A 21,642-nucleotide genomic window follows, 5' to 3' on the forward strand; every position below is an offset into this window, starting at 1 on the left:
GCCGCCCCGCCGGCCTCCCTCCCGTCCCCATCCTGACCACCGGCTTCCGGCGCGTGGCGCCGAAGACGGGGAGACTCCGTCATGCGCATGCTTTTCGCCACCACGGCCCTGGTCGCCGCCAGCCTCGCCGGCGCGGCCCACGCCGAAGACCCCGACCTCGCGGCCCTGAAGGCGCAGATCCAAGCGCTGCAGGCCCGGCTCGACGTCCTGGAACGCCAGGCCGCAGCCGTCCCGCCCGCCGCCGCCCCAACTCCAGCCGCCGCGCCGATCCAGACCCTGCCGTCCAAGCCGGCCGCCGAGCCAATCCGCTGGGAAAACTCGCCGCGCTTCACCGACCCGGCGTCCGGCGCGACCTTCAAGCTGCGCGGGCGGATGTCGCTGGACGCGGTGGACTCCACCACCGAGCGCGACGGTCTGGCCGACTATCACGCCCGCCAGTTCCGCGCCCGCCAGCTGTTCCTGGGCGTCGAGGGCCAGACCGGCCGCTGGGCCTATCGCCTGGAGGGCGGCGCGGTCAGCGGCGGCGCCTGGGGCTGGGACGACGCCATCATCGAGTACAAACTCGACAGCCAGACCTCGCTGCTGGCCGGCAACCAGAAGGCCGCCTCGCTGGAGGGCCTGACCTCGTTCAAGTCGATCACCTTCATGGAGCGCGGCGCCTATGGCGACCTGATCGACGCCGGCTACACCCTGGCCCTTGAAGCCGTGCGGACCGGGCCCAACTGGTCGCTGTGGGCGGCCCTGCAGGGCGACAGCATCAACAAGGCCGACGTGACCGGCGGCTTCGACCCCAACCAGGCCGTCGAGCGCTCCGGCGCGACCGTGCGGGCCACCTGGTCGCCCAAGCTGTCGGAGAACAACCGCCTGCACCTGGGCGCCTGGGCGCGGCGGCGCGATCGCGGCGGCGAGACCGGCTTCACCTATTCGGCCGCCGCCAACACCGCCTTCCGGCCGCAGACCTCGGCCGGCGCCACCCTGCTGAGCACCGGCGCGGTGGGCGACGGCGACACCACCCTGGCCCTGGAAGGCGCCTGGGTGCACCGCGCCCTGTCGGTGCAGGCCGAGGCCGCCCGGATCAGGGTCGATCGCATCGCCACCACCCTGAGCCCGACCCTGGGCGGTCCGAACTTCGACATCGTCACCGCCTATGGCGCGGTCAGCTGGTTCCCGACCGGCGAGACGCGACCCTACAATCCCAACGGCTCGTTCGGGCGGATCAAGGTGCTCCACCCGCTGGACAAGGGCGGCCTGGGGGCGGTGGAGCTGGCGGCCCGCTACGACTACGCCGACCTCAGCGACATGGCGGCCAACACCGTGGTCGCCCCGTCGCTGCAGACCGGCCTGGCCACGGCCGGGATCTATCGCGGCGTCACCCTGGGGGCCAACTGGTATCCCTACAGCTACGTCCGCCTGACCGGGAACCTGACCCGGGCCAAGATCGACAACCGCAACATCGCCGGCTCGCAGCTCGACGCCGACGTCACCGTGGCCCAGGCCCGCCTGCAGGTGGAGTTTTAGGAGCGACGTTCGAGCCCTGGGCGCGCAAGGTTCGAAAACACCAGCAATTCAAAGACAGTTGTCATCCCGGAAGCCTCGCAGAGGCTGTCCGGGACCCAGGGGACTGGGCCGATGCGGTGCGGTTCACCTGGATGCCGGCTCTCCGCTTCGTTCCGGCCGGGATGACAACATTCGGGTGTTGGGATTCAACCCTTGATGCGCCCCCCCGCGATCAGCGCCCGGCGCCCTCGATGATCGCCACGCCCCAGGGCGGCAGGTCGAGGGCCTGGCCGGCCTCGAGCTTGCGTCCGGACAGCAGCTCGGTCCCGGCCCCTGCCCCGCCCGCCAGGCGCCGCGGCGCGGCCGAATAGTTCAGCACATAGCGCACGGCGTGTCCGTTCGACAGCTGGCCGCCGCGGACGATGACCGGAAAGCGGGTTTCCGGGATCGCGACGCCGGCGCGCCGGGCCTCGCCGGCCAGGATCTTCTCGATCATCGCGTCGGTCGGCATGAAGCCGACATAGGCGACCTCGCCCTTGCCGTAGGCGTTGCGGGTCATCGCCGCATAGGCCGGCCAGGAGGGATGCTTGTAGCGCGCGACGACGGTCGCGGTCGTCGGCGTCAGGAACTCCATCCACCAGCGGGCGGCATTATCCTTGTCGCCGACGGCGAAGGGATCGCCGTCCAGGGACACGCCCTCGGGCCTGGTGAACTGCTCGTAGCGCACGCCCGCCGCCTCGGCGATCCGGCCGGGCTGGGACGTGTAGCGCACCTTGGTGTTCTCGTCCGAGAAGCCGCTCTTGAAGGTGTAGACCAGGTGGCCGCCGGCCTTGGCGTAGGCGTTCAGCCGGTCGATCTCGGCGTCGCTGGCGGCGTAGAGCGCGGGCACGACGATCATCTGGTAGTCGGACAGCGGCGCCTTGGAGGTGGGCGACAGGATGTCGACCTCGACGTTCATCCGATAGAGGGCGTCGTAATAGGGACGCATGACGTCGTTGTAGCCGACGTCCGAACTGATCTTGAACGAGTCGAAGGCGCTCAGCGCGGTGTTGCTGACATAGAGCGCGACGCGGTTGCGCTTCTTCAGATTGACCAGTTTCGGCCCCAGCCGCTTGAGGTCGGCGCCGATGGTCTTGGCCTCGTCGTAGACAGCGTTGGGCTGGTAGTCCTGCGACAGCACCCCGCGCCAGTAGGTCTCGATGGCGTTGGCGGTGCTGGCCCAGTGCCAGTACTCGACCATGTTGGCGCCTGACGCCAGGTGGCTGAAGGCCTGCAGCCGAAGCTGGCCGGGATAGGGCGTCCATTCGGGGAAGCCCTGGGCCTGGGTCTCCAGCACCAGGTAGTTCTGGCCGTCGCGCAGGGACCGGGTCAGGTCGCCGCCGAAGGCGATCTCGGCGCCGGTCAGCTTGTCCTGGCTGGGGTGGTAGATGTCGATCCCGGCGACGTCGAGGGCCCGGGCCGCCTCCCAGTGGTTCACCTCGGGCTGCACGCCGAACGAATGGCCCCGCCAGCTCAGGTCGAAGTTCTGGGTGATGAACTGTCCCGGCCGGGCGTGGGCCCGCACCAGACCGGCCTGCCAGGCCAGGAAGTCGGTGACCAGGCCGCGCTGGAACCGGGCGAAGGCGTTGGACAGGCTGGCGTTGATCGAGCCGTTGACCGACGGGAAGTCCTCCCACCGGTTGATGCGGTTGCTCCAGTAGTCCAGGCCGTAGGCCTTGTTCAGGGCGTCCAGGTCGGGCCAGCGGCGCTTCATGTCGGCGACGAAGGCGGCCTGCACGTTGGGACCGCTGGTGTCGTAGGCCTTGGTCTCGTTGTCGACCTGGTAGCCGATGACGGCCGGATGGTCCTTCACGTGGTCGACCAGGGCGACGATCACCCGCTCGGCGGCCCGGCGGTAGTCGGGATCGGTGATGTCCATGTTCTGGCGGCGGCCGTACTCGGCGCGGCCGCGCGGCGTCGTCACCAGGACGTTGGGATGCTCGCGCGCCAGCCAGGTGGGAACGGCGTAGGTGGGCGTGCCGACGATCACCTTGATCCCGTGGCGCTGCATGGCCGCCAGGGTCCGGTCGACGTGGCTGAAGTCGAAGACGCCGGGCTGGGGTTCCAGCGTGCCCCAGGTGGACTCGGCGATGCGGACGACGGTGATACCCGCCGCCTGCATCATCCGCGCGTCTTCCTCGACCCGGTCGGTCGGGGTGTATTCGTCGTAATAGGCGACGCCGAAGAGAATGGTGTCGGGGAGATCCGCCGCCGCCGCGGCCCGTCCGCCGCCCAGGGCGAGCAGGAGGGCCAGCGCCATGGCCCGCAGGCGTCGATCGAAGTTCAGCATCCCGGCCTCCCGAGCCGTTCATCAGGGGCCGGCGGCGCCGGAGCAGCCGGACCGGCCAGCGGCGACGCCGCCGGCCGGTCCTTGCATCATTCGCCGAAGCGGAAGCGCAGGCCCAGGCCGTAATAGCGGCCTTCGTAGCGGACATCGACCGGATAGGTGCGGTCGGGCTGGTAGTTGTTGTAGTTCTCGAACGGCTTGGCCAGCAGGTTGGAGACGTCAAAGCTGACGGTCAGGTGCTTGGAGATGTCGTAGCTCAGCGACGCGTCCAGACGGGAGATCGCCTTGACGCCCACGCCGGTGTACTGCGAGCCGTCGGTGGCCTGGCGGTAATAGTTCACCCAGGGCGAACGGTGATTGTAGGAAAGCCGCCCCGTCACGCCGTTCCGCTCGTAGAACACGGCGGCGTTGTAGGTCCACTTCGACAGGCCCGTGATGCGGACATATTCACCGTCGCCGCCCAGCGTCTGGGGAAACTGGTTCTTGCCGTCGATATAGGTGACGTTCCCCTGGACGCCGAAGCCCTTCAGCGCCTCGGGCAGGAAGTCGAGGAAGGTCTGGGCGCTGACCTCAAAGCCCTTGATCTTGCCCGCGCCGGAATTCTCCGGGCGATTGATCTCGATCAGGCCGTAGACCGGATCCTGGATCCGCCGCGTGTAGTTGCTCGTGAAGCCGAAGAGGTCGCGATAGAAGCCCGCGACGGTGATGCTGCCCGTGCTCGAGAAGTAGTATTCGGCGCTGACGTCGTAGTTGTCGGACGTGAGCGGCAGGAGGTCGGGGTTCCCGCCCGAGCCATAGGCGTTCGGCTGCGGGGGCGCGTTGGGATCGACCGGCTGCGAAGGATCCCGCACGACCTGGGTGACGTTCAGGGACGGGTTGAGCGCCCCGAAATCGACACGGGTGCGCGTCTGGGTGTAGCCGAGGCGCAGCTGCAGCTTGTCGATCGGCCGGATCCGCAGACTGACGTTCGGCAGCACGTCGGTGTAGTTCTGCCGGATGGTCCGCGGGATCAGGCTCGTGGTCCCGTTGACGGAAACCCGCGAGGTGCCGGAATATTCGCCGAGGGTCTGGACGACCCGGACGCCGACCACGCCGTCGATCGCGATCGAGCCCACGTCGAAGGCGTATTTCGCCTGAGCGTATTCCGCGTAGCTTTGCTCGGTGGCGCTGAAGGCGCCGCCCTGGTCCAGCGGCACGTCGGGGCTGCTGAAGGCCTTCAGCGTGTCCTTGTAGCCCTGGTCGTTGGGATTCAGCGCCACCAGCTGCTGCAGGGCGGCGATGGAGCGTTGCTGCAGCCCCGCGTAGTTTCCGGCGATCCCGTCACGCGTCGGCATCAGGTACTGGGTGAAGCCCTGCGAGTTTCCGCGGAACGGATCCTCGACCATCTGCAGCTCGCCCACGGGGAGGCCGGCCAGGGGCAGCTTCAGGGGCAGCACCCAGGCGTAGCGCGAGCCCTGGATCAGCGAGGCGTCCCGGTCGGTGAAGCGCAGGCCGAACTTGATTTCCGGCAGCCAGGAGGCGCCCGTGTCGAACTTGGCGTCGCCCCGCCACTGCACGCCGCTGCCCTTGGCGATGTAGTGCCGCTCGTAATAGCCGCGCCAGTAGTAGTTGGCGGGGTTGGCGGCGTCGAAGTTGGTGATGTCGAAGGCCGCGCCGTCCTTCTCGTTGAAGTTCACGACCACCGTCGGAGGCGAGGCGAAGGCGCTGTCCAGGCTCCAGTTGCGGGCCTCGTACTCGCTGTCCTCGTAGGCCAGGTCGGTGGACAGGGTCAGGCGATCGCCGCGCCAGGTCGCGCCGACCGCGCCCTGGTAGGTGTTGGTATGGTCGGCGCCGGTCGAGCGGTAGGCCTGGGGCGCAACGCCGCCGGTCTTGGTGAAGCCGGCCGCCTGGTCGGGCTTGCCCGGCACCAGGGTGACGTTCGTCAGCGTGGGATCCTGCTGCACCGTCGAATCCCAGTCGCGCAGGTTGACATCCAGGTTGTCGGTCGCCTGCCGGCCGCGATAGCCCTGGTAGATGCCGTCGAAATAGATCTCGAGCTTGTCGTTCGGCCGCCACTGGAGGGCGATGTTCCCGGAGGGTCGGAAGCGCTTGCCGCCGTCGTTGTAGAGGCCGACGGAGTGGGGATGGTAGAAGCTGTTGCCCGCGCTCGCCGGCGAAACGCTGGACGCGGGACTGACCTGACGGATCCACTGATTGTTGTAGCGCACGCCGTTGCGGTACTGCGACTGGGCGTAGGTGGCATTGGCCAGGACGCCGATCTCGCCGATCGGCGTGTCCCAGCGGTCCGAGACCAGGATGTTGCCGTTCGGGTCGTATTTCTTGGTCTGGTCGTTGTAGGTGCCGCGGACGCCGCCGCCGACGAACCAGTCCTTGAAGTCGAAGGGGCGGCGGGTGCGGACATTGATCAGGCCCGCCAGGCCGGGCTCGACGATCTCGGCCGTGCCGGACTTGTAGACCTCGATCCCCGCCAGCGCCTGGGCCGGGAAGTCCTGCAGCTGCACGCGGCGCAGCTCGGCGGTGAAGATCTCGCGGCCGTTATAGGTGGTGGCGACATCCGGCAGGCCACGGATCAGCACGCGGTTGGCCTCGTCGCTGAACCGTTCGACCTGCACGCCGGTGATGCGCGCCAGGGTCTCGGCGGCGGTGTTGTCGGGAAGCTTGCCGATGTCCTCGGCGACGACCGCGTCGAGAATGGCGTCGGAGTTGCGCTTGATCTGCTGGGCCGACCGCAGGCTTTCCCGCAGGCCGGTCACGACGATTTCGTCGACGGCCGCGTCGTCCTTCGCCGAGCCGGCCGTCACGGGCGTTGCGGCGCCTCGCTTGGCCGGGGCAGACTTGTCAGACAATACCGGACTTGCTGGCGCCGTCTGCGCCGCGGCAGGCATGGCCAAAAGCGCCATCGGCGCAACCGACAGCATGAAAGCGAGACGTTTCATCGTTCCCCCTAGTGATCAAGCCCGAGGTATTTTCCTCGTGGCTGCATTTGTCCGACCAAACGTGCCCGTCCCGTCACCGATCGTCAACAGGTTTGTAATACTAATACCATTTCGCCACGCCCGTGGAAATGAAGGTTCACGCCAGAATCATGAAGAAGTCATTGAATTACATGATCTTTATGGCACCCTCGATTGCCGGCCTATTGCCTTGCATGGCAGGAGGTCGGGCGCGCGGGCTTCAGGCCCCACAGGATCCGTGCGGTCCCGGCGCGCCGACGCGGACATATAGTCGGACAAAACTGAGGCCGCCGACAGAATCGTGACGAAATGCGGCGGCCGCGAGGGAATCAGCGTCAGGCGGAACGTCGGCGACCGGCCCGGTCCCGACCATCGAATCCCGGCGCGCCGGACCGGCGAGGAATCGCGGCCGCCCCCGCCGCGCGCGTCCGGCGGCCGAGGGCGGGAAGACCGACGAGCGTCAGCCGAGCCGTCTTGTGGACAGTCCTCCGGGAGAAGGCCTACGACCAAGGCCGGAGCTTCGCGGCCCGGCGCCCTGGCCCCTGCCCGGGTGAACCTTCATGGCTTCGACGGCTAGGTCACCGGCGGCTGAAGGCCGTACCAGCCCTCGACCCGCGCCACCATCCCGGGTGAGAGGCCGTGGCCCTTGGTGTCGAAGCTGAAGGCGTCGAACCGGTCGTTGCCGCCGCCTTCGATCTGGGCGGCCGCCGCCGCGACCAGCTCCGAGCGGACGCGCCGGTCGTGGACGCCGTAGACGATCAGGCCGGGCTTCTTGCCGATCACCTGCGCGCTGGGCCGGCAGCGGTCGTTGGACTGCCAGCGAAACTCGTCCAGGCGCGAAAGGTCCGTGACCGGGGAGATCGCGATCCAGCCGTCGACGGCCGGGTCCTGGGCGGCGAGCATGGCGTGGTAGCCGCCGTAGCTGATCCCGACCGAATAGTCCTTGGCCGGACCATAGCGTTGCGAGATGTCCTTCTCGAAGGCCGCGAACCAGGTCCGGAACGCCTGGCAGTAGGTCGCGCCGCCGTCGGCATAGAAGGCCTGCCGGGCCGGGGGCAGGCGGACGACGACGATCTGTGACCCGTCCTCCTGCAGGGCGTCGACCAAGGCCTGCCGATCCGGGCTCTGCCAATAGCCGTCGAGGCCCGGGAGACCATGGAAAAGATAGACGCGCTTGCCGAAGTTGCGGCCGATCACCCGTTCGGCCTGGGTAAAGGTCGGGGCGACGGTCTTGGTGGGCAGGGCGGCGGCGCTTTCGGCCAGCCTCCAGACAGGCGACGCGGCGGCGCGTCGTTGCACCGTCGGGAAGGCCAGGGCCAAGCCGAACGACAGCACGCCCGTGAGGGCGATCAGATACCGCGTCTTCATTCCTGGAGTCCCCCGACCCGTTTCGATCCGGAGCGAAAATTTCGCCCTTAGCGTCACCATGGCACGACGACTATCGCAAAGCGATCAGGGAAGCGGTGCGGCGGACGGCCGCACCCAGGGATGGAGCGGACGCTCGCCCCTGGGCTCAGGCGAACCTCAGCCGCAGTTCATAGCGAAGCGGCGTGCGTCCGGTGATGTAGAGCTGCCGGCCGGGGAGCCGCAGGCGGCCGCCCGCCCAGCTGTAGGTCTCGCCGGAACTCACCTTCACCGGACCGTCCCCGTTGCCGGGCCCGATCAGGAGACGCTCGTCGCCCAGGCGATAGCTGGCCTGCCCTTCCACCAGGTGGAAGCCGCCGTCGTCGAGTCCGCGGGCGCCCTCCAGGACGCCGCCGTCGCGCAGGGTGAGCTCGAGGGTCATGTCGACCTCCTCCTCCCCGGCGCTTTCGAACAGCATGCGGTAGCCGTCGGGTTCGGGGGTGACCAGGATCTGGACGCCCAGCCGGCGGAAGGTCGCGGGACGGCGGCTGAAATCCAGCGCGCTGTTGAAGCGCCCGTCGACCGAAGGGCTCAAGGCGTAGGCGCCGTCCGGCCGGCGCCGGTCGGCCGGCATGGGCTGATAGTAGGGCACGGCCAGTTCCCCGCCCAGGCGGACGGCGCCGTCGGGCTCCATCGTGACGCCCGACGGCCGGAAGTGACCCATGTTGAAGAAGTCCGGGATCAGCCGGACCGCTTCCAGCGCCAGGCCGCCCTTCCACAGGCGCATCAGCGTGGGGTTGGCGGCCAGCCCCGACCCGATCGTGTTGAAGAACGCGGAAGGCGCGCCGTCGGCGTACCAGTCGCTGCCAGCGTACAGGCTGGCGGTGATCGGTCCCCGTCGCTGGCGCACCAGCCCCACGGTCTTGAAGTGACGCCTGAGATCGACGAAGGGCTGGGTTTCCGCCGGCAGCGGCCGGGCGAGATCGGGCGTGTCGATGAAGTCGGCCAGCGTGTCGGCCAGCCGGCCGCTGTCGTGGCGTTCGATCCAGCGGACCACGCCGGCGAACCGGCTGTCGCCGTCGAGCAGCGCCATCTCGCGGTATTGCAGGTAGTAGGGGTGCAGGGTCTGCTGGCGCTGGTCCTGGTCCTGCCGGCGCGATTGCATCGTCTCCACGCCGCCACCGAACGGCTCGGCCAGGGCGATCGTGGTTTCAAGATTGCGCCGGACGAGATCGCGCAGCCCGGCCAGGCCAGGCAGGCGCGCGAGCGCCAGCAGCGACGGATTGCTGACCTCCGACGCATAGATCGCGCTTCGCTCGGAATAGAAGCCGTCCGCGTCGATATCGACGCCCTCCGCGAGCCACGCGTCGATGCGGTCGCGATAGGCGGGGTTGGGGTCGATCCGATCGATCTTCGACAGCGCCGCGGAAAGCTCCCAGCGGTGGTTGGGCGTGTGGATCCCTCCGGCCGCCAGGGTCGGTCCGGCCCTGCGCATCATCGCCACGAGCCGCGCGGCGATGGCCTGGCTCTCGGGGCGCCCGTCCTGCCGCAGGCCTCCGACCATCACCGACATGTCCTCGACCAGGAAGGCGGCGTCGGGCGGCGAGTGGCGGTTTCCCCCGGAGCGGAAGGTGCCGTCGTCGTGCTGGGCGCCTTCGACCTTGGCCAGCAGCGCCTCGATCGGCGCGATCAGCGCGTCGTCGTGAAAATGGGTCGAGGCCGGCCAGATGAACGGCGCCACCAGGCGGCGCATCTGGCGAAGCGTGGCGCGGGCGGCCGTCCGCCCGCCTCCGAGGCCGGGCTGCGACAGGATCGCCGCCGCCTGGCGGTCCGCCGCGGCGGTGACGAGCGCCAGGGTCTGGGTGTCGCGGGCGCGCGGCCGGGGCGCGGCGAATGCCGGAACGGCGGCGGCGGCCGCGGCCGTTCCGGCGAGGAAAACGCGGCGGCGCATGGTCTTTCTCCCTCCTGCCCGACCCGATTCCTCGGGGTCCTTGTCCAGCCACGCCATCTGGACCTGGACGCGGGCGGGACCGCAAGGCGGTTGCGAGCCCTCCGCCAGCGGGCCAAGGACGCCGGGATCTCGATCTCGGGCAAGGCGGCAGCCGGCCCCTCGCGGACAGACGGAGCGGCGAGGCCGACCGCGCGTTGTCGACGCCCCGTCGCGCGTGAGGAGCCTGGCCCATGTCGACGCCTGGGCGCTCGCCCCTGGGTCCCGGCCCTACGGTCCGCCAGGCGGACCTTCGGCCGGGATGACAACTGAAAATCAACGATCCAATAGAGTCCGGACCCTAGGTCGCGCGCCATCCTCCGCCCAGCGCCTGGAACGACCGGATCGCCGCGCGGGCCGCCTCGGTGCGGGCCTGGGCCCGGGCGTCGCGCACGGCCAGCAGGCGGGCGTCGGCGTCGAGCACTTCGATCAGGCTGACGACGCCGCCGTCATAGGCGGCTTGCGAAACGGTCCTGGCCTGGGCCAACGAGGCCTCGCCGGCCGCCAGGGTGCGCTCCTGGCTCTCGCGCTTGACCAGGCTGGAGAAGGCGTTCTCGACGTCCTCGGTCGCCCTCAGCACCGACTGCTGATAGGCGGCCAGGGCCTCGGCCTTCTGCCCGCGGGCCGCGGCCACCTCGGCGCCGACCCGGCCGAAGTCGAACAGGCGCCAGCGCAGGCCAAGTACGCCTTGCGCCTGGTTGGCTGCCCCCTGGAAGAGCCCGCCGCTGTCGGTGGTGGCCGTGCCGACGAGGCCGCTCAGCGAGAACTTCGGGAAATATTGGGAGATCGCCGAGCCGACCTCGGCGTTGCTGGCGCGCAGACGGTGTTCGGCGACCACGAGGTCGGGGCGGCGGCGCAACAGTTCGACCGGCCCGCCGGCCTCTCCAAGGCCCGGCGCCGTGGGAACGGGCGCCGGCCCGGCCAGCTCGGCCCGATAGGTTCCCGGCTGGGCGCCCTGGATGACGTCCATGGCGTTGAGCGCCGCCTCCAGACCTTCCTCGAGGACCGGAATGCCGGCCCGCGTCTGTTCCAGCGCGCCGCGAGCCTGCTGCAGCTGCAGCTCGGCGGCGACGCCCTGCTCACGCTGCAGGCGGACGGTCTCGACGAGCCGCGTCTGGGTTTCGACCTGGCCGCGCGCCACGGCGAGCCGCTCCTGCAGCCCGCGCACCAGCATGTAGGTGTCGGCGGTCTGGGCGGCGACCGCCAGCCGCGCGGCGGCGACGCCAACCTCCGCGGCCTTGTACCGCGCCATGGCCGCCTCGCGGTCCCGACGGGCGCCGCCGAACACGTCCAGCTCCCAGCCGGCGACGATGTCGCCCTCGTAGAGTTCGCCGTCGCGATCGAAGTTCGGCGTGGCGGCCAACAGGCGTCCCGTGGGCGTCTGGGTCGAGGCGTGAGCCTTGGCCGCGCTGGCCTGGATCGAGGCGGACGGCAGCAGGGCCGCGGTCGCCGCGCGCACGCCCGCCCGCGCCTGGGTGACCCGCGCGGCCGCCTGAGCGAGGTCAAGGTTCTGCGCCAGGGCCCGATCGACGAGACGATCGAGCACCGGATCGTTGAAGCCGCGCCACCAGGCATCGGTCGAAACGGGCGCGGCGGCGCGTGCTTCGACCGCGGCGGCGCCCATATAGGCTTGCGGCGCGGCGATGGTCGGCGCCGCATAGTCGGGACCGACCGCGCACCCGGCCGCGAGCGCGGAAGCGGCCATGACGGGAAGGACCCGGAGGAAGGCAGAGCGCATGGAACAACCCGCTTGAACGATCAAATTCGATGTGACCAATTTCCAATATCGTCACTCGTTTGTCAATCCACGCGTCCGGTGGTAGCGTCCCCCCATGAGCACAATTGACCTTTCGCCCCCCACAGCGGGCCAACGGGGCCCCGTCGAGCACGGTGTGCGAGACCAGATCGTCGACGCCGCCAGGGCGCATTTCAGCCGGTTCGGCTATGGCAAGACGACCGTGGCCGACCTCGCCAAGGCGATCGGGTTCTCCAAGGCCTACATCTACAAGTTCTTCGATTCCAAGCAGGCGATCGGCCAGGCGATCTGCGTGCAATGTCTGGACAAGGTGCTTGCGGCGGGCGAGGCGGGCATCGCCGACGGCAAGACTGCTTCTGAGAAATTTCGGCGCTTTTTCAATGGGATAATATCCACCAGCGCCGAACTCTTTTTCGAGGACAAGCTCCTCTACGACATCGCCGCCCATTCGGCCGAGGAGCACTGGCCCTCGGCGGTGGCCTATGTCGAGCGCGCCGAGGTCCTGCTCAAGGAGATCATCCTGCTCGGCCGCGAGACCGGCGAGTTCGAGCGCAAGACGCCGATCGACGAGACCTGCGAAGCCATCATGCTGGTGATGCAGAGCTTCATGAACCCGCTGATGCTCAAGCACAATCTCGACGGCATGCCCGAAGCGCCGACCAAGGCCATAAACCTGGTTCTGCGCAGCTTGGCCCCATAAAAGACAAAGTGACCAGTTGACAATTTAGTCACTCGCCACCAGCCTAAGGGCCTACCGTCAAGGCAGGACCCTAAGCCATGTCGTCTCGAACTCTCGCCGCCGCCCTGCTCCTGGCCGGCCTCACGCCACTCGCCGCCTGCGGCGACAGATCCGAGGCCGACGACCCTCGCACCCTGCCCCCGGTGGTGCGCGTCGCCGTAGCCAGTCCCGCTAACGACGGCGAGCGCCGGTTCAGCGGCGTCGTCACCGCCCGGGTCCAGAGCGACCTGGGCTTCCGGGTCGGCGGCAAGGTGGTCGCGCGCCTGGTCGACGCGGGCCAGACGGTGCGCCGCGGCCAGCCGCTGATGCGCATCGACGCCACCGACTACGCCCTGGCGCTGTCGGCCCAGAACGAGCTGGTCGAGGCGGCGCGGGCGCGGGCCCTGCAGACGGCCTCGGACGAGCGGCGCTATCGCGGGCTCGTCGCCGCCGGCGCGGTCTCGGCGATCGCCTACGATCAGGCCAAGGCCGCCGCCGACGCCGCGCAAGCCCAGCTGGAAGCGGCGCAGGCCCAGGCCCGGGTGTCACGCAACACGACCGGCTATGCGGTCCTGACCGCCGACTCCGACGGCGTCGTCGTCGAGACCCTGGCTGAAACCGGACAGGTGGTGGCCGCCGGCCAGCCGGTCGTCCGCCTGGCCCATTCCGGCCCGCGGGAAGCGACCATCACCCTGCCCGAGACCGTCCGGCCGGCGCTGGGCTCCATCGCGACGGCCTTCGCCTTCGACGGCGCCCAGGCCGGCCAGGCGCGCCTGCGGCAGCTGTCCGACGCGGCCGACCCTCGCACGCGCACCTATGAGGCCAAGTATGTCCTGGCCGGCGCGGCCGCCCAGGCGCCGCTGGGGTCGACCATGGTCGTGGCCCTGCCGGCCCCGGCTGGTGCCGACGGCCAGCGCGGCGTCGAAGCGCCGATCGGCGCGATCCAGGACGCCGGCAAGGGCCCGGGCGTCTGGGTCGTCGACCCGAAGTCCTCCACCGTCCAGTGGCGGGCGGTGCGGGTGGCCGCGCTCGGCGCCGAGACCGCGACGATTTCCGGCGGACTGCAGGGCGGCGAGCGGTTCGTGGCCCTGGGCGCCCACCTGCTGCACCAGGGCCAGCGCGTCCGCGTCCAGACCGGAGCGGCGCAATGAACTTCAACCTTTCCGCCCTGGCGGTCCGCGAGCGGTCGATCACCCTCTTCCTGATCATCGCCATCACCTTCGCCGGCGCCTTCGCCTTCATGAAGCTGGGGCGCGCCGAGGATCCCAGCTTCTCGATCAAGGTGATGACCATCGTCAGCGCCTGGCCCGGCGCCACCGCCCAGGAGATGCAGGACCAGGTCGCCGAGCCGCTCGAGAAGCGGATGCAGGAACTGAAGTGGTACGACCGCTCCGAGACCTTCACCCGGCCGGGCCTGGCCTTCACCACCCTGACCCTGAAGGACCAGATTCCGGCCAAGGAAGTCCCCGAGCAGTTCTACCAGACCCGCAAGAAGATGGCCGACGAGGCGCCCAACCTGCCGCGCGGCGTGCTGGGTCCGTTCGTCAATGACGAGTATGGCGACGTCACCTTCGCGCTCTACGCGCTGAAGGCCAAGGGCGAGCCGCAACGCCTACTGGCCCGCCAGGCCGAGACCCTGCGCCAGCGCCTGCTGCACGTGCCCGGCGTCAAGAAGGTCCAGATCATCGGCGAACAGCCGCAGAAGATCTTCGTGGAGTTCTCGCAGGCGCGGCTGGCCACGCTGGGCGTCAGCCCCACCGACATCTTTTCGGCCCTCAACGCCCGCAACCTCGTCACCCCCGCCGGCTCGATCGAGACGCAAGGCCCCCAGGTCCAGATCCGCCTCGACGGCGCGATCGACGGCCTGGAGAAGATCAAGGAGACGCCGATCGTGGTCGGCGGACGCACGCTCAAGCTCTCCGACATCGCCGAGGTCAAGCGCGGCTACGAGGACCCGGCGACCTTCCTGATCCGCAACGGCGGCGAGCCGGCGATCGTGCTCGGCGTGGTGATGAAGGACCGCTTCAACGGCCTGGAGCTGGGCAAGAACCTCGAGAAGGAGGCCAAGGCCATCGGGGCCGAGATGCCGCTGGGCATGAGCTTCACGAAGATCACCGACCAGTCGGTGAACATCGTCGAGGCCTATGACGAGTTCATGCTGAAGTTCTTCGTGGCCCTGGCCGTCGTCATCGTGGTCAGCCTGATCAGCCTGGGCTTCCGGGTCGGGGTGGTGGTGGCCATGGCCGTGCCGCTGACCCTGGCCGGCGTCTTCGTGATCATGCTGGTCACCGGCCGCGACTTCGACCGCATCACCCTGGGGGCGCTGATCCTGTCGCTGGGCCTGCTGGTCGACGACGCCATCATCATCATCGAGACGATCGTGGTGAAGATGGAGGAGGGCAAGGACCGGATCTCGGCGGCCACCTACGCCTGGGGCCATACCGCCGCGCCAATGCTGGCCGGCACCCTGGTGACCATCATCGGCCTGATGCCGGTGGGCTTCGCCAAGTCCACGGCGGGCGAGTACGCCGGCAACATCTTCTGGGTCGTGGCCTTCGCCCTGATCACCTCGTGGTTCGTGGCGGTGATCTTCACGCCCTATCTGGGCGTTCTGATGATTCCCAAGATCAAGCCGATCGAGGGCGGCCACGGGGCGATCTACGACACCCCGCGCTATCGCCAACTGCGTTCGCTCGTCGTCTGGACGGTGAAGAACCGCCTCAAGGTGGCCGCTGGGGTCGGCGTGGCGATGGTCATCGCCGTCATGATGATGGGCGGCGTCAAGCAGCAGTTCTTCCCGCTGTCGGACCGGCCCGAGGTGCTGATCGAGGTGCAGATGCCCGAGGGCCAAAGCATCGGCTCGACCAGCCAGGCCGTCGCCAAGGTCGAGGCGTGGCTCGCCAAGCAGCCCGAGGCCAAGATCTTCACCAGCTACATCGGCCAGGGCGCGCCGCGGTTCTTCCTGGCCATCTCGCCGGAGCTTCCCGACCCGTCCTTCGCCAAGATCGTGGTGCTGACGCCGGACGAGAAGGCGCGCGACGCCCTCAAGAAGCGCCTGCGCCAGTTCGCGGCCAGCGGCTCGGTTCCGGGCGCGAAGATCCGCGCCACCCAGATCGTGTTCGGCCCCCCCTCGCCCTTCCCGGTGGCTTTCCGGGTCATGGGCCCGGACGCCGACCGCGTCCGCGAGATCGCCGAACGGGTGAAAGGCGTGATGCTGCGCAACGACGGCATGCGCCAGGTCAACACCGACTGGGGCGAGCGCACGCCGACCGTCCATTTCGTGCTCGACCAGGACCGGCTTCGCGCCTTTGGCCTCAGCTCCGCCGACGCCTCCCAGCAGCTTCAGTTCCTGCTGACGGGCGTGCCGGTCACCCAGGTGCGCGAGGACATCCGTTCGGTCGAGGTCGTCGCCCGGACCAGCGGACAGGAACGTCTGGATCCGTCCAGGCTCGGCGCCTTCACCCTGGTCGGCGCGGGGGGTGAACGCATCCCGCTCGACCAGATCGGCAAGGCCGAGATCCGCATGGAGGACCCGATCCTGCGCCGCCGCGACCGCCTGACCACCATCACCGTGCGCGGCGACATCGACGAGCGCCTGCAGCCGCCGGACGTCTCGACGCAGATCCAGAAGTCCCTGCAGCCGATCATCAAGACCCTGCCGACCGGCTACAGGATCGAAATGGGCGGCTCCATCGAGGAGGCCGGCAAGGCCAACGCCGCCCTGGCCGTGGTCTTCCCGCTGATGTTCATCCTGATGATGGTGGTGATCATCTTCCAGGTCCGATCCCTGTCGGCGATGTGGATGGTGCTGCTGACCGCGCCGCTGGCCCTGGTCGGGGTCGCGCCGACCCTGCTGGTCTTCCACCAGCCGTTCGGGTTCAACGCCATCCTGGGGCTGATCGCCCTGGCCGGGATCATCATGCGCAACAGCCTGATCCTGATCGGCCAGATCCAGATCAACCAGGACGAGGGTCTTGATCCCTTCCATGCGGTGGTCGAGGCCACGGTGCAGAGGGCCAGGCCGGTGATCCTGACCGCCCTGGCGGCCGTGTTCGCCTTCATCCCGCTGACCTGGTCGGTGTTCTGGTCATCCATGGCCTACACCCTGATCGGCGGCACGATCGGCGGCACCGTCCTGACCCTGGTCTTCCTGCCGGCGCTCTACGCGATGTGGTTCCGGATCAAGGAGCCTGGGCGCGACACCGCCCAGGCCAGCGACCCGCACCCGCTGGCCACTTGATCGCCGCCCCCGATCGCGGGGCGGGCCGGCGCGGGCGGCGGGCAAGGTCTTGACCTTCGCCCGCCGCGGAGCCGGCGGCGAATATCGCCCCTTCATCAGGGCGGATTGTCGCACCCCACCGGCTCCCGAGACAACTTGGCAATAAAGTAAACAATTTGTAATATTTAATGACAACGCTGTCCGCGCGGCCAACGAGCCGAGGCGGGGAACAGCGAGCGCGATGTCCTGGGGTTCAAAAGCGGCGCGGGATGTCGGTCGGCGCATGGCGGCGGTGAGGCGCTTGCTCGTCGGCCTGCCGAACGACCAGCGGGGCGCGGTCGCCGTCACCTACGCGCTTTTGATCATTCCGATGGTCATCGCCATCGGCGCGGCGCTCGACTTCACCCTCGCCTATAACGCCAAGGACCGAATGCAGGGCGATCTCGACGCGGCCCTGCTCGCCGCCGTCAAGACGCTCAACACCGGGGACACGGCCGCGGTCAAGGCGAAGGTCCGTACATGGTTCGCCACCCAGACCAACCGCAGCGCCTATAGCCTGGACGATGTCACGATCGACCAGTCGAGCTATGTCGTTCAAGCCAAGGCCACCGCGTCGGTCCCGACGATGATCATGGGCGTCGTCGGGATCAACAGCCTGCCGATCGGCGCGAGCAGCGCCGTCGCCGGACCCGGCACCTCCTATATCAACATCTACCTGCTGCTCGACACGTCCGCGTCCCAGATGCTGGCTTCGAGCGCCGACGGCCAGGCGACCATGCGCAAGGACATCGGCTGCGAGTTCGCCTGCCACACGGGTGATCCGCAGACGGTGAACAACGTCGCCTACGCCAACAACTATCTCTACGCGAAGGCGAAGAACATCAACCTGCGCTCCGATGTCCTGGTGGACGCCGCCAAGACCATGGTGACGTCCGTCGACAGCGTCGATCCGACCCATAAACGCATCAAGGTGGGCGTCTACGCCTTCAACACCACGACGACCCAGGTCCTGGCTCCGACCTATTCCACCAGCTCGGTCCGCTCGGCCCTGACCACGACGACCTCCGCCGACGGCACGGCCTTCGACACTTCGCTCAAGGCCATGGCGGGGCTCGTGGGGGCCAGTGGCGACGGCAAGACCGCGGCCAAGCCCCTGAAGTTCGTGATGCTGGTCACCGACGGCGTTCAGTCGCAACGCAACTGGGTGGGCGCCTCCGCATGGACCTGCAAGAAGAAGATGGGATCGGTCTGCCTCTCCTATCCGATGTCGGCGGCCTCCTACAATGTGACGCCGCTCAATCCCGCCTGGTGCAACTACGTGAAGAACAACAAGGTGACCATGGCGGTGCTCTACACCGAGTACCTGCCGGCGCCGCTGGACTGGGGCTATAACGGCACCCTGGGTTCCGTCATGCCCGGTTCCTGGACGGGAACCCTGAGATCAGGCGTCAGTCCCACGACCACGCGGCAGGCCTACCTGCCCTACGCCCTCGAGGATTGCGCCTCGTCGAAGGATCTCTACATGGGCGCGGAGTCGGAGGACGCCATCAAGAACGGCATGAACAAGCTGTTCAAGAAATACATGAACTCCGTGCACCTGATCCAATAGATGCGCAGGTCTTCCCCACATCCCCGGCCGCCCGGTCTGCTTGAACGCTGGCGACGATCGACCAGCGGAGCCACGGCGGTCGAGTTCGCCATGCTGTTCGTCGTGTTCATGGGGATACTCGCCGCCGTCCTCGACACCGCCATCATGTATTTCGCGGCGGCCGGCCTGGATGCTTCCGTGCGCACCGCCAGCCGCCTGATCAGGACGGGACAGGCCCAGACTTCCGGCATGACGGCCGAAACCTTCAAGAAAAACATCTGTTCAGGCGTGGTTGGCGCCTTCTATTGCGAAAAGGAGCTCTATGTCCGGGTCTCCGTGATCTCGGCGTTCGCCGACGCCGATCTGAGCACGCCGATCGTCGGCGGCAGGCTGAGCACGACCAGCGCCTATGATCTCGGCAACGCGGGCGACATCGTGGTCGTTCAGGCCTATCTGCCCTGGGACCCGATGTTCAACGTCCTGGCCTATGCGACGCCGAAGCTGTCCGACGGCAGAACAATCATCGCCTCGACCGCCGCCTTCCGCAACGAGCCGTTCAATTGAACCGGATCGTTCGCAGATCGGCGACCTTCTGGCGGAACCAGACGGGCGTCGCCGCGGTCGAGTTCGCGCTGATCCTGCCCAGCTTGCTGCTGCTCTATGTGGGGACGGTGGAAATCGGCCAGGGCCTGACCGCGGCCCGGAAACTGAACAACGCCGCGGTCGTCGCCGCCGACCTGATGGCCCAGAGCGAGAGCCTTTCCACCGACGACATGAACGACATTTTCGCCGCCGCCCAGGCGACCCTGGCGCCCTACGATACGGGCAGCCTCAAGCTCCAGGCCTGCGTCATCACGATCACCGGCACGACCCAGAAGGTCAAGTGGTGCTCGGCCAAGAACGACCTCGCCCCGGCGAAAGGCGCGACGCCGCCGGCCCCCGTCCCTTCGGCCTTGCTCGAGAGCGGCGTGGACATGGTGGTGGTTCGAACACGCTATCATCTCGACACGCCCTTCTCGTCGGCCATGTCCGTCATAGGGCGCGGCTACGACTTCCAACGGGTCTATGTCCAACGACCCCGCATCGGCGACGCCATCGACAAGGAATGAGACCACGCCGACCGCGCGCCCGCACCCGCGCATCAAGCTTTGTCAGGCGCCCGCGACCTCCGACGGGTCGGCGAGCGCGGGGGCCAGTACGGCGGCGATGGTCTCGAACAGCGCGGCCACCTCGATCGGCTTGCTGACATGGGCGTCGAGGCCGGCCGCCAGATAGTCGTGCTTCTGATGGGCCATGGCGTTCGCGGTCAAGGCGATGATCGGCGTTCGCGCGCGCCCCTCGGCGTGCTCCTCGGCGCGAATGGCCCGGGTGGCGCTGACGCCATCCATGATCGGCATGTTGATGTCCATCAGGATCAGGTCGAACCTTCCTCCACGCCAGGCCTCGAGCGCCAGGCAACCGTCCTCGACGAGTTCCAGGCTGACGTCGGCGCCGTCCAGCAGGCTTCGAAGAACCAGTTGATTGGTCGGATTGTCCTCGGCCACCAGGATGCTGAGCGGCCCGGAGGTCTGCGGGGCTCGCGCGCTCGCCGTGGTGGCGGTCGCCGAAACGTCCGCGGGCCCGGCGGCCGGCAGGGGAAGCGCCACCCGAAAGGCCGAACCCTCCCCGACCCGGCTGTCGACCACGATGTCGCCGCCCATCAGGTGGACCAGTTCCCGCGCGATCGGCAGGCCAAGCCCCGAACCCCCGAAGCGTCGGGTCGTCGTGGCGTCGGCCTGGGCGAACCGCTCGAAGAGGCTGGCCTTGGCCAGTTCGGAAAAGCCGATGCCGGTGTCCTCGACCACCAGTTCGAAACCGGCCGGCCTGTGCGCCAGCCGCACCACGACATGGCCATGATCGGTGAATTTCAGGGCGTTGCCGATCAGGTTGTAGAGGATCTGCCGGACCCGCGTCGGGTCGCCGCGATAGCGGACGGCCTCGCCTTCCATCTCGAGATGCAGGTCAAGCCCCTTTTCGCCGGCGATGCCCGCGAAGGCGTCGCAAGCGCTCCGCGCCACGGTCTCCGGGTCGAAGTCGAGGGATTCGAGCTGGATCTTGCCCGCTTCGATCTTGGCCATGTCCAGCACGTCGTTCAGCAGGGTCAGCAGGGTCGCGCCGGACTGTCGCAGAACCCTCAGGCGGTCGGCCTGGTCGGCCGTCATCGGTTCGCGCGCCATCGCCTGGGCCATGCCCAGCACGCCATTCAGCGGCGTGCGGATCTCGTGGGACACCGTGGCCAGAAAGGCGCTCTTGGCCTGGCTGGCCTGCTCGGCGTTCGACTGCCCATTGATGACTTCGGCATAGGAGCTGGCGTTGGCGACCTGCAGTCCGCGGGCGTTGACCAGGAAGCACAGGCCAAGCGCCGTCAGGACCCAGGCTTCGGCGCCCGATTGCAGCCGGCTCATGCTGTAGAGCAAGGCCGCCGCCGGAACGGGGGCCGTCCAGAAGAACATCCCCCGCGTCAGGGTGTGCTGGGCGGCGATGGTCATCAGGACGCCGGCGCTGACGATGACCATCGAGATCACGCCCGCGCTGCTGGTGGGCCGCGCCAGCAGCAGCGGCCCCGCGGCGACCGCGGACAGCAACGCCGAAATCGCGATCAACTGGTTGCGAAAGGCCAGGATCTGTTCGGGCGTGGCCTCGGGCAGGCGCGGGACGACCCTGCGCCACCAGGCCATGGAATAGGCTTCGCACAGCGCGAAGGACACGATCCAGCCCAGGGCGATCCCGGGACTGACCACCTTCAGGACGAACAGCAGGGCCGCGACCAGGCCGATGCTGCCGATCCGCGTGACGACGTGACCGGAATAGGTTCGAGCATAGTATTTCTCGAACGCCTGCTGGGAGTAGGGTCTGTACGCGCCTGCCGTCATGCCCGCCAGACTGACCAGGTTAGCCTTTACGTGGCGTTGGCGGGACGTTCCGCGGGATCGCACGGCCCTGCGGCATGGCGCCACATCGCCGCGTCCCGTCGGCGGGCTCGACGTCTCGCCCACGGCGATCCAGCAGCCGCGCGCAACCCCTTCAAGCGGGCGGGTTATCGCCTATGCTCAAGACGACTGTCATCCCGGACGAGCGCGCAGCGCGAAGATCCGGGACCGGGGCGTGAACGCGGCGTCTGCGGCGGTCCCGGATCGGCGCCCGGCTCCGCCGAGCTTGTCCGGGATGACAGGTTCTTTCAGAGCAGATCCATGGCCGATAGCCCTGCTTCAAG

General features: G+C 68.5%; 13 protein-coding genes. 7 read left to right on the top strand and 6 right to left on the bottom strand.

From position 1 onward, the window contains the following. The first annotated feature begins 81 nt into the window (after nt 1-81). Nucleotides 82-1,518 (top strand): OprO/OprP family phosphate-selective porin, encoded by a 1,437-nt coding sequence (locus AC07NX_RS02620; protein WP_494638852.1) that lies wholly within the window; start codon nt 82-84, stop codon nt 1,516-1,518. A 211-nt stretch (nt 1,519-1,729) separates the two neighbouring features. Here AC07NX_RS02620 and AC07NX_RS02625 read toward each other — a convergent pair whose 3' ends face one another. The 5 genes from AC07NX_RS02625 to AC07NX_RS02645 form a co-directional block, all read right to left on the bottom strand. After that, nucleotides 1,730-3,826 carry a beta-galactosidase gene (locus AC07NX_RS02625; protein WP_494638854.1) on the bottom strand — a complete coding sequence of 699 codons (2,097 nt, stop codon included), beginning with the start codon at nt 3,824-3,826 and terminating at the stop codon, nt 1,730-1,732. An 86-nt stretch (nt 3,827-3,912) separates the two neighbouring features. Continuing rightward, complete coding sequence (locus tag AC07NX_RS02630) at nt 3,913-6,669, bottom strand: TonB-dependent receptor (protein WP_494638855.1); 2,757 nt, start codon at nt 6,667-6,669, stop codon at nt 3,913-3,915. A 681-nt stretch (nt 6,670-7,350) separates the two neighbouring features. Next, the gene (locus tag AC07NX_RS02635) at nt 7,351-8,145 is read right to left on the bottom strand and encodes an alpha/beta hydrolase family protein (RefSeq protein ID WP_494638857.1); all 795 of its coding nucleotides are present in this window, start codon (nt 8,143-8,145) and stop codon (nt 7,351-7,353) included. A gap of 145 nt (nt 8,146-8,290) precedes the next feature. Then, entirely contained in the window at nt 8,291-10,072 is a 1,782-nt protein-coding gene (locus AC07NX_RS02640; RefSeq protein WP_494638859.1) for a hypothetical protein, read from the bottom strand. Between the two features lie 337 nt (nt 10,073-10,409). Next, complete coding sequence (locus AC07NX_RS02645) at nt 10,410-11,846, bottom strand: efflux transporter outer membrane subunit (RefSeq protein WP_494638861.1); 1,437 nt, start codon at nt 11,844-11,846, stop codon at nt 10,410-10,412. Nucleotides 11,847-11,940: 94 nt separating this feature from the next. Here AC07NX_RS02645 and AC07NX_RS02650 point away from each other — a divergent pair, with 94 nt between their 5' ends. The 6 genes from AC07NX_RS02650 (at nt 11,941) to AC07NX_RS02675 (ending at nt 19,498) form a co-directional block, all read left to right on the top strand. Further along, nucleotides 11,941-12,564, top strand: a complete 624-nt coding sequence (locus tag AC07NX_RS02650) for a TetR/AcrR family transcriptional regulator (protein WP_494638863.1) — start codon at nt 11,941-11,943, stop codon at nt 12,562-12,564. Between the two features lie 77 nt (nt 12,565-12,641). Then, a complete protein-coding gene (locus tag AC07NX_RS02655) occupies nt 12,642-13,733 on the top strand; it encodes an efflux RND transporter periplasmic adaptor subunit (RefSeq protein WP_494638865.1) in 1,092 nt (363 codons plus the stop codon). Then, complete coding sequence (locus tag AC07NX_RS02660) at nt 13,730-16,822, top strand: efflux RND transporter permease subunit (protein ID WP_494638867.1); 3,093 nt, start codon at nt 13,730-13,732, stop codon at nt 16,820-16,822. Before AC07NX_RS02655 ends, AC07NX_RS02660 begins: the two co-directional genes overlap by 4 nt. 280 nt (nt 16,823-17,102) lie before the next feature. Then, nucleotides 17,103-18,410 (top strand): TadE/TadG family type IV pilus assembly protein, encoded by a 1,308-nt coding sequence (locus AC07NX_RS02665; protein WP_494638869.1) that lies wholly within the window; start codon nt 17,103-17,105, stop codon nt 18,408-18,410. After that, entirely contained in the window at nt 18,411-18,953 is a 543-nt protein-coding gene (locus AC07NX_RS02670) for a TadE/TadG family type IV pilus assembly protein (RefSeq protein WP_494638870.1), read from the top strand. After that, entirely contained in the window at nt 18,950-19,498 is a 549-nt protein-coding gene (locus AC07NX_RS02675; RefSeq protein WP_494638872.1) for a TadE/TadG family type IV pilus assembly protein, read from the top strand. The genes AC07NX_RS02670 and AC07NX_RS02675 overlap by 4 nt, the downstream gene beginning before the upstream one ends. 42 nt (nt 19,499-19,540) lie before the next feature. Here AC07NX_RS02675 and AC07NX_RS02680 read toward each other — a convergent pair whose 3' ends face one another. Continuing rightward, nucleotides 19,541-21,301 carry an ATP-binding protein gene (locus AC07NX_RS02680; RefSeq protein WP_494638874.1) on the bottom strand — a complete coding sequence of 587 codons (1,761 nt, stop codon included), beginning with the start codon at nt 21,299-21,301 and terminating at the stop codon, nt 19,541-19,543. Nucleotides 21,302-21,642: the final 341 nt, after the last annotated feature.

This window comes from Caulobacter sp. GW821-FHT09A05, from assembly GCF_059418465.1.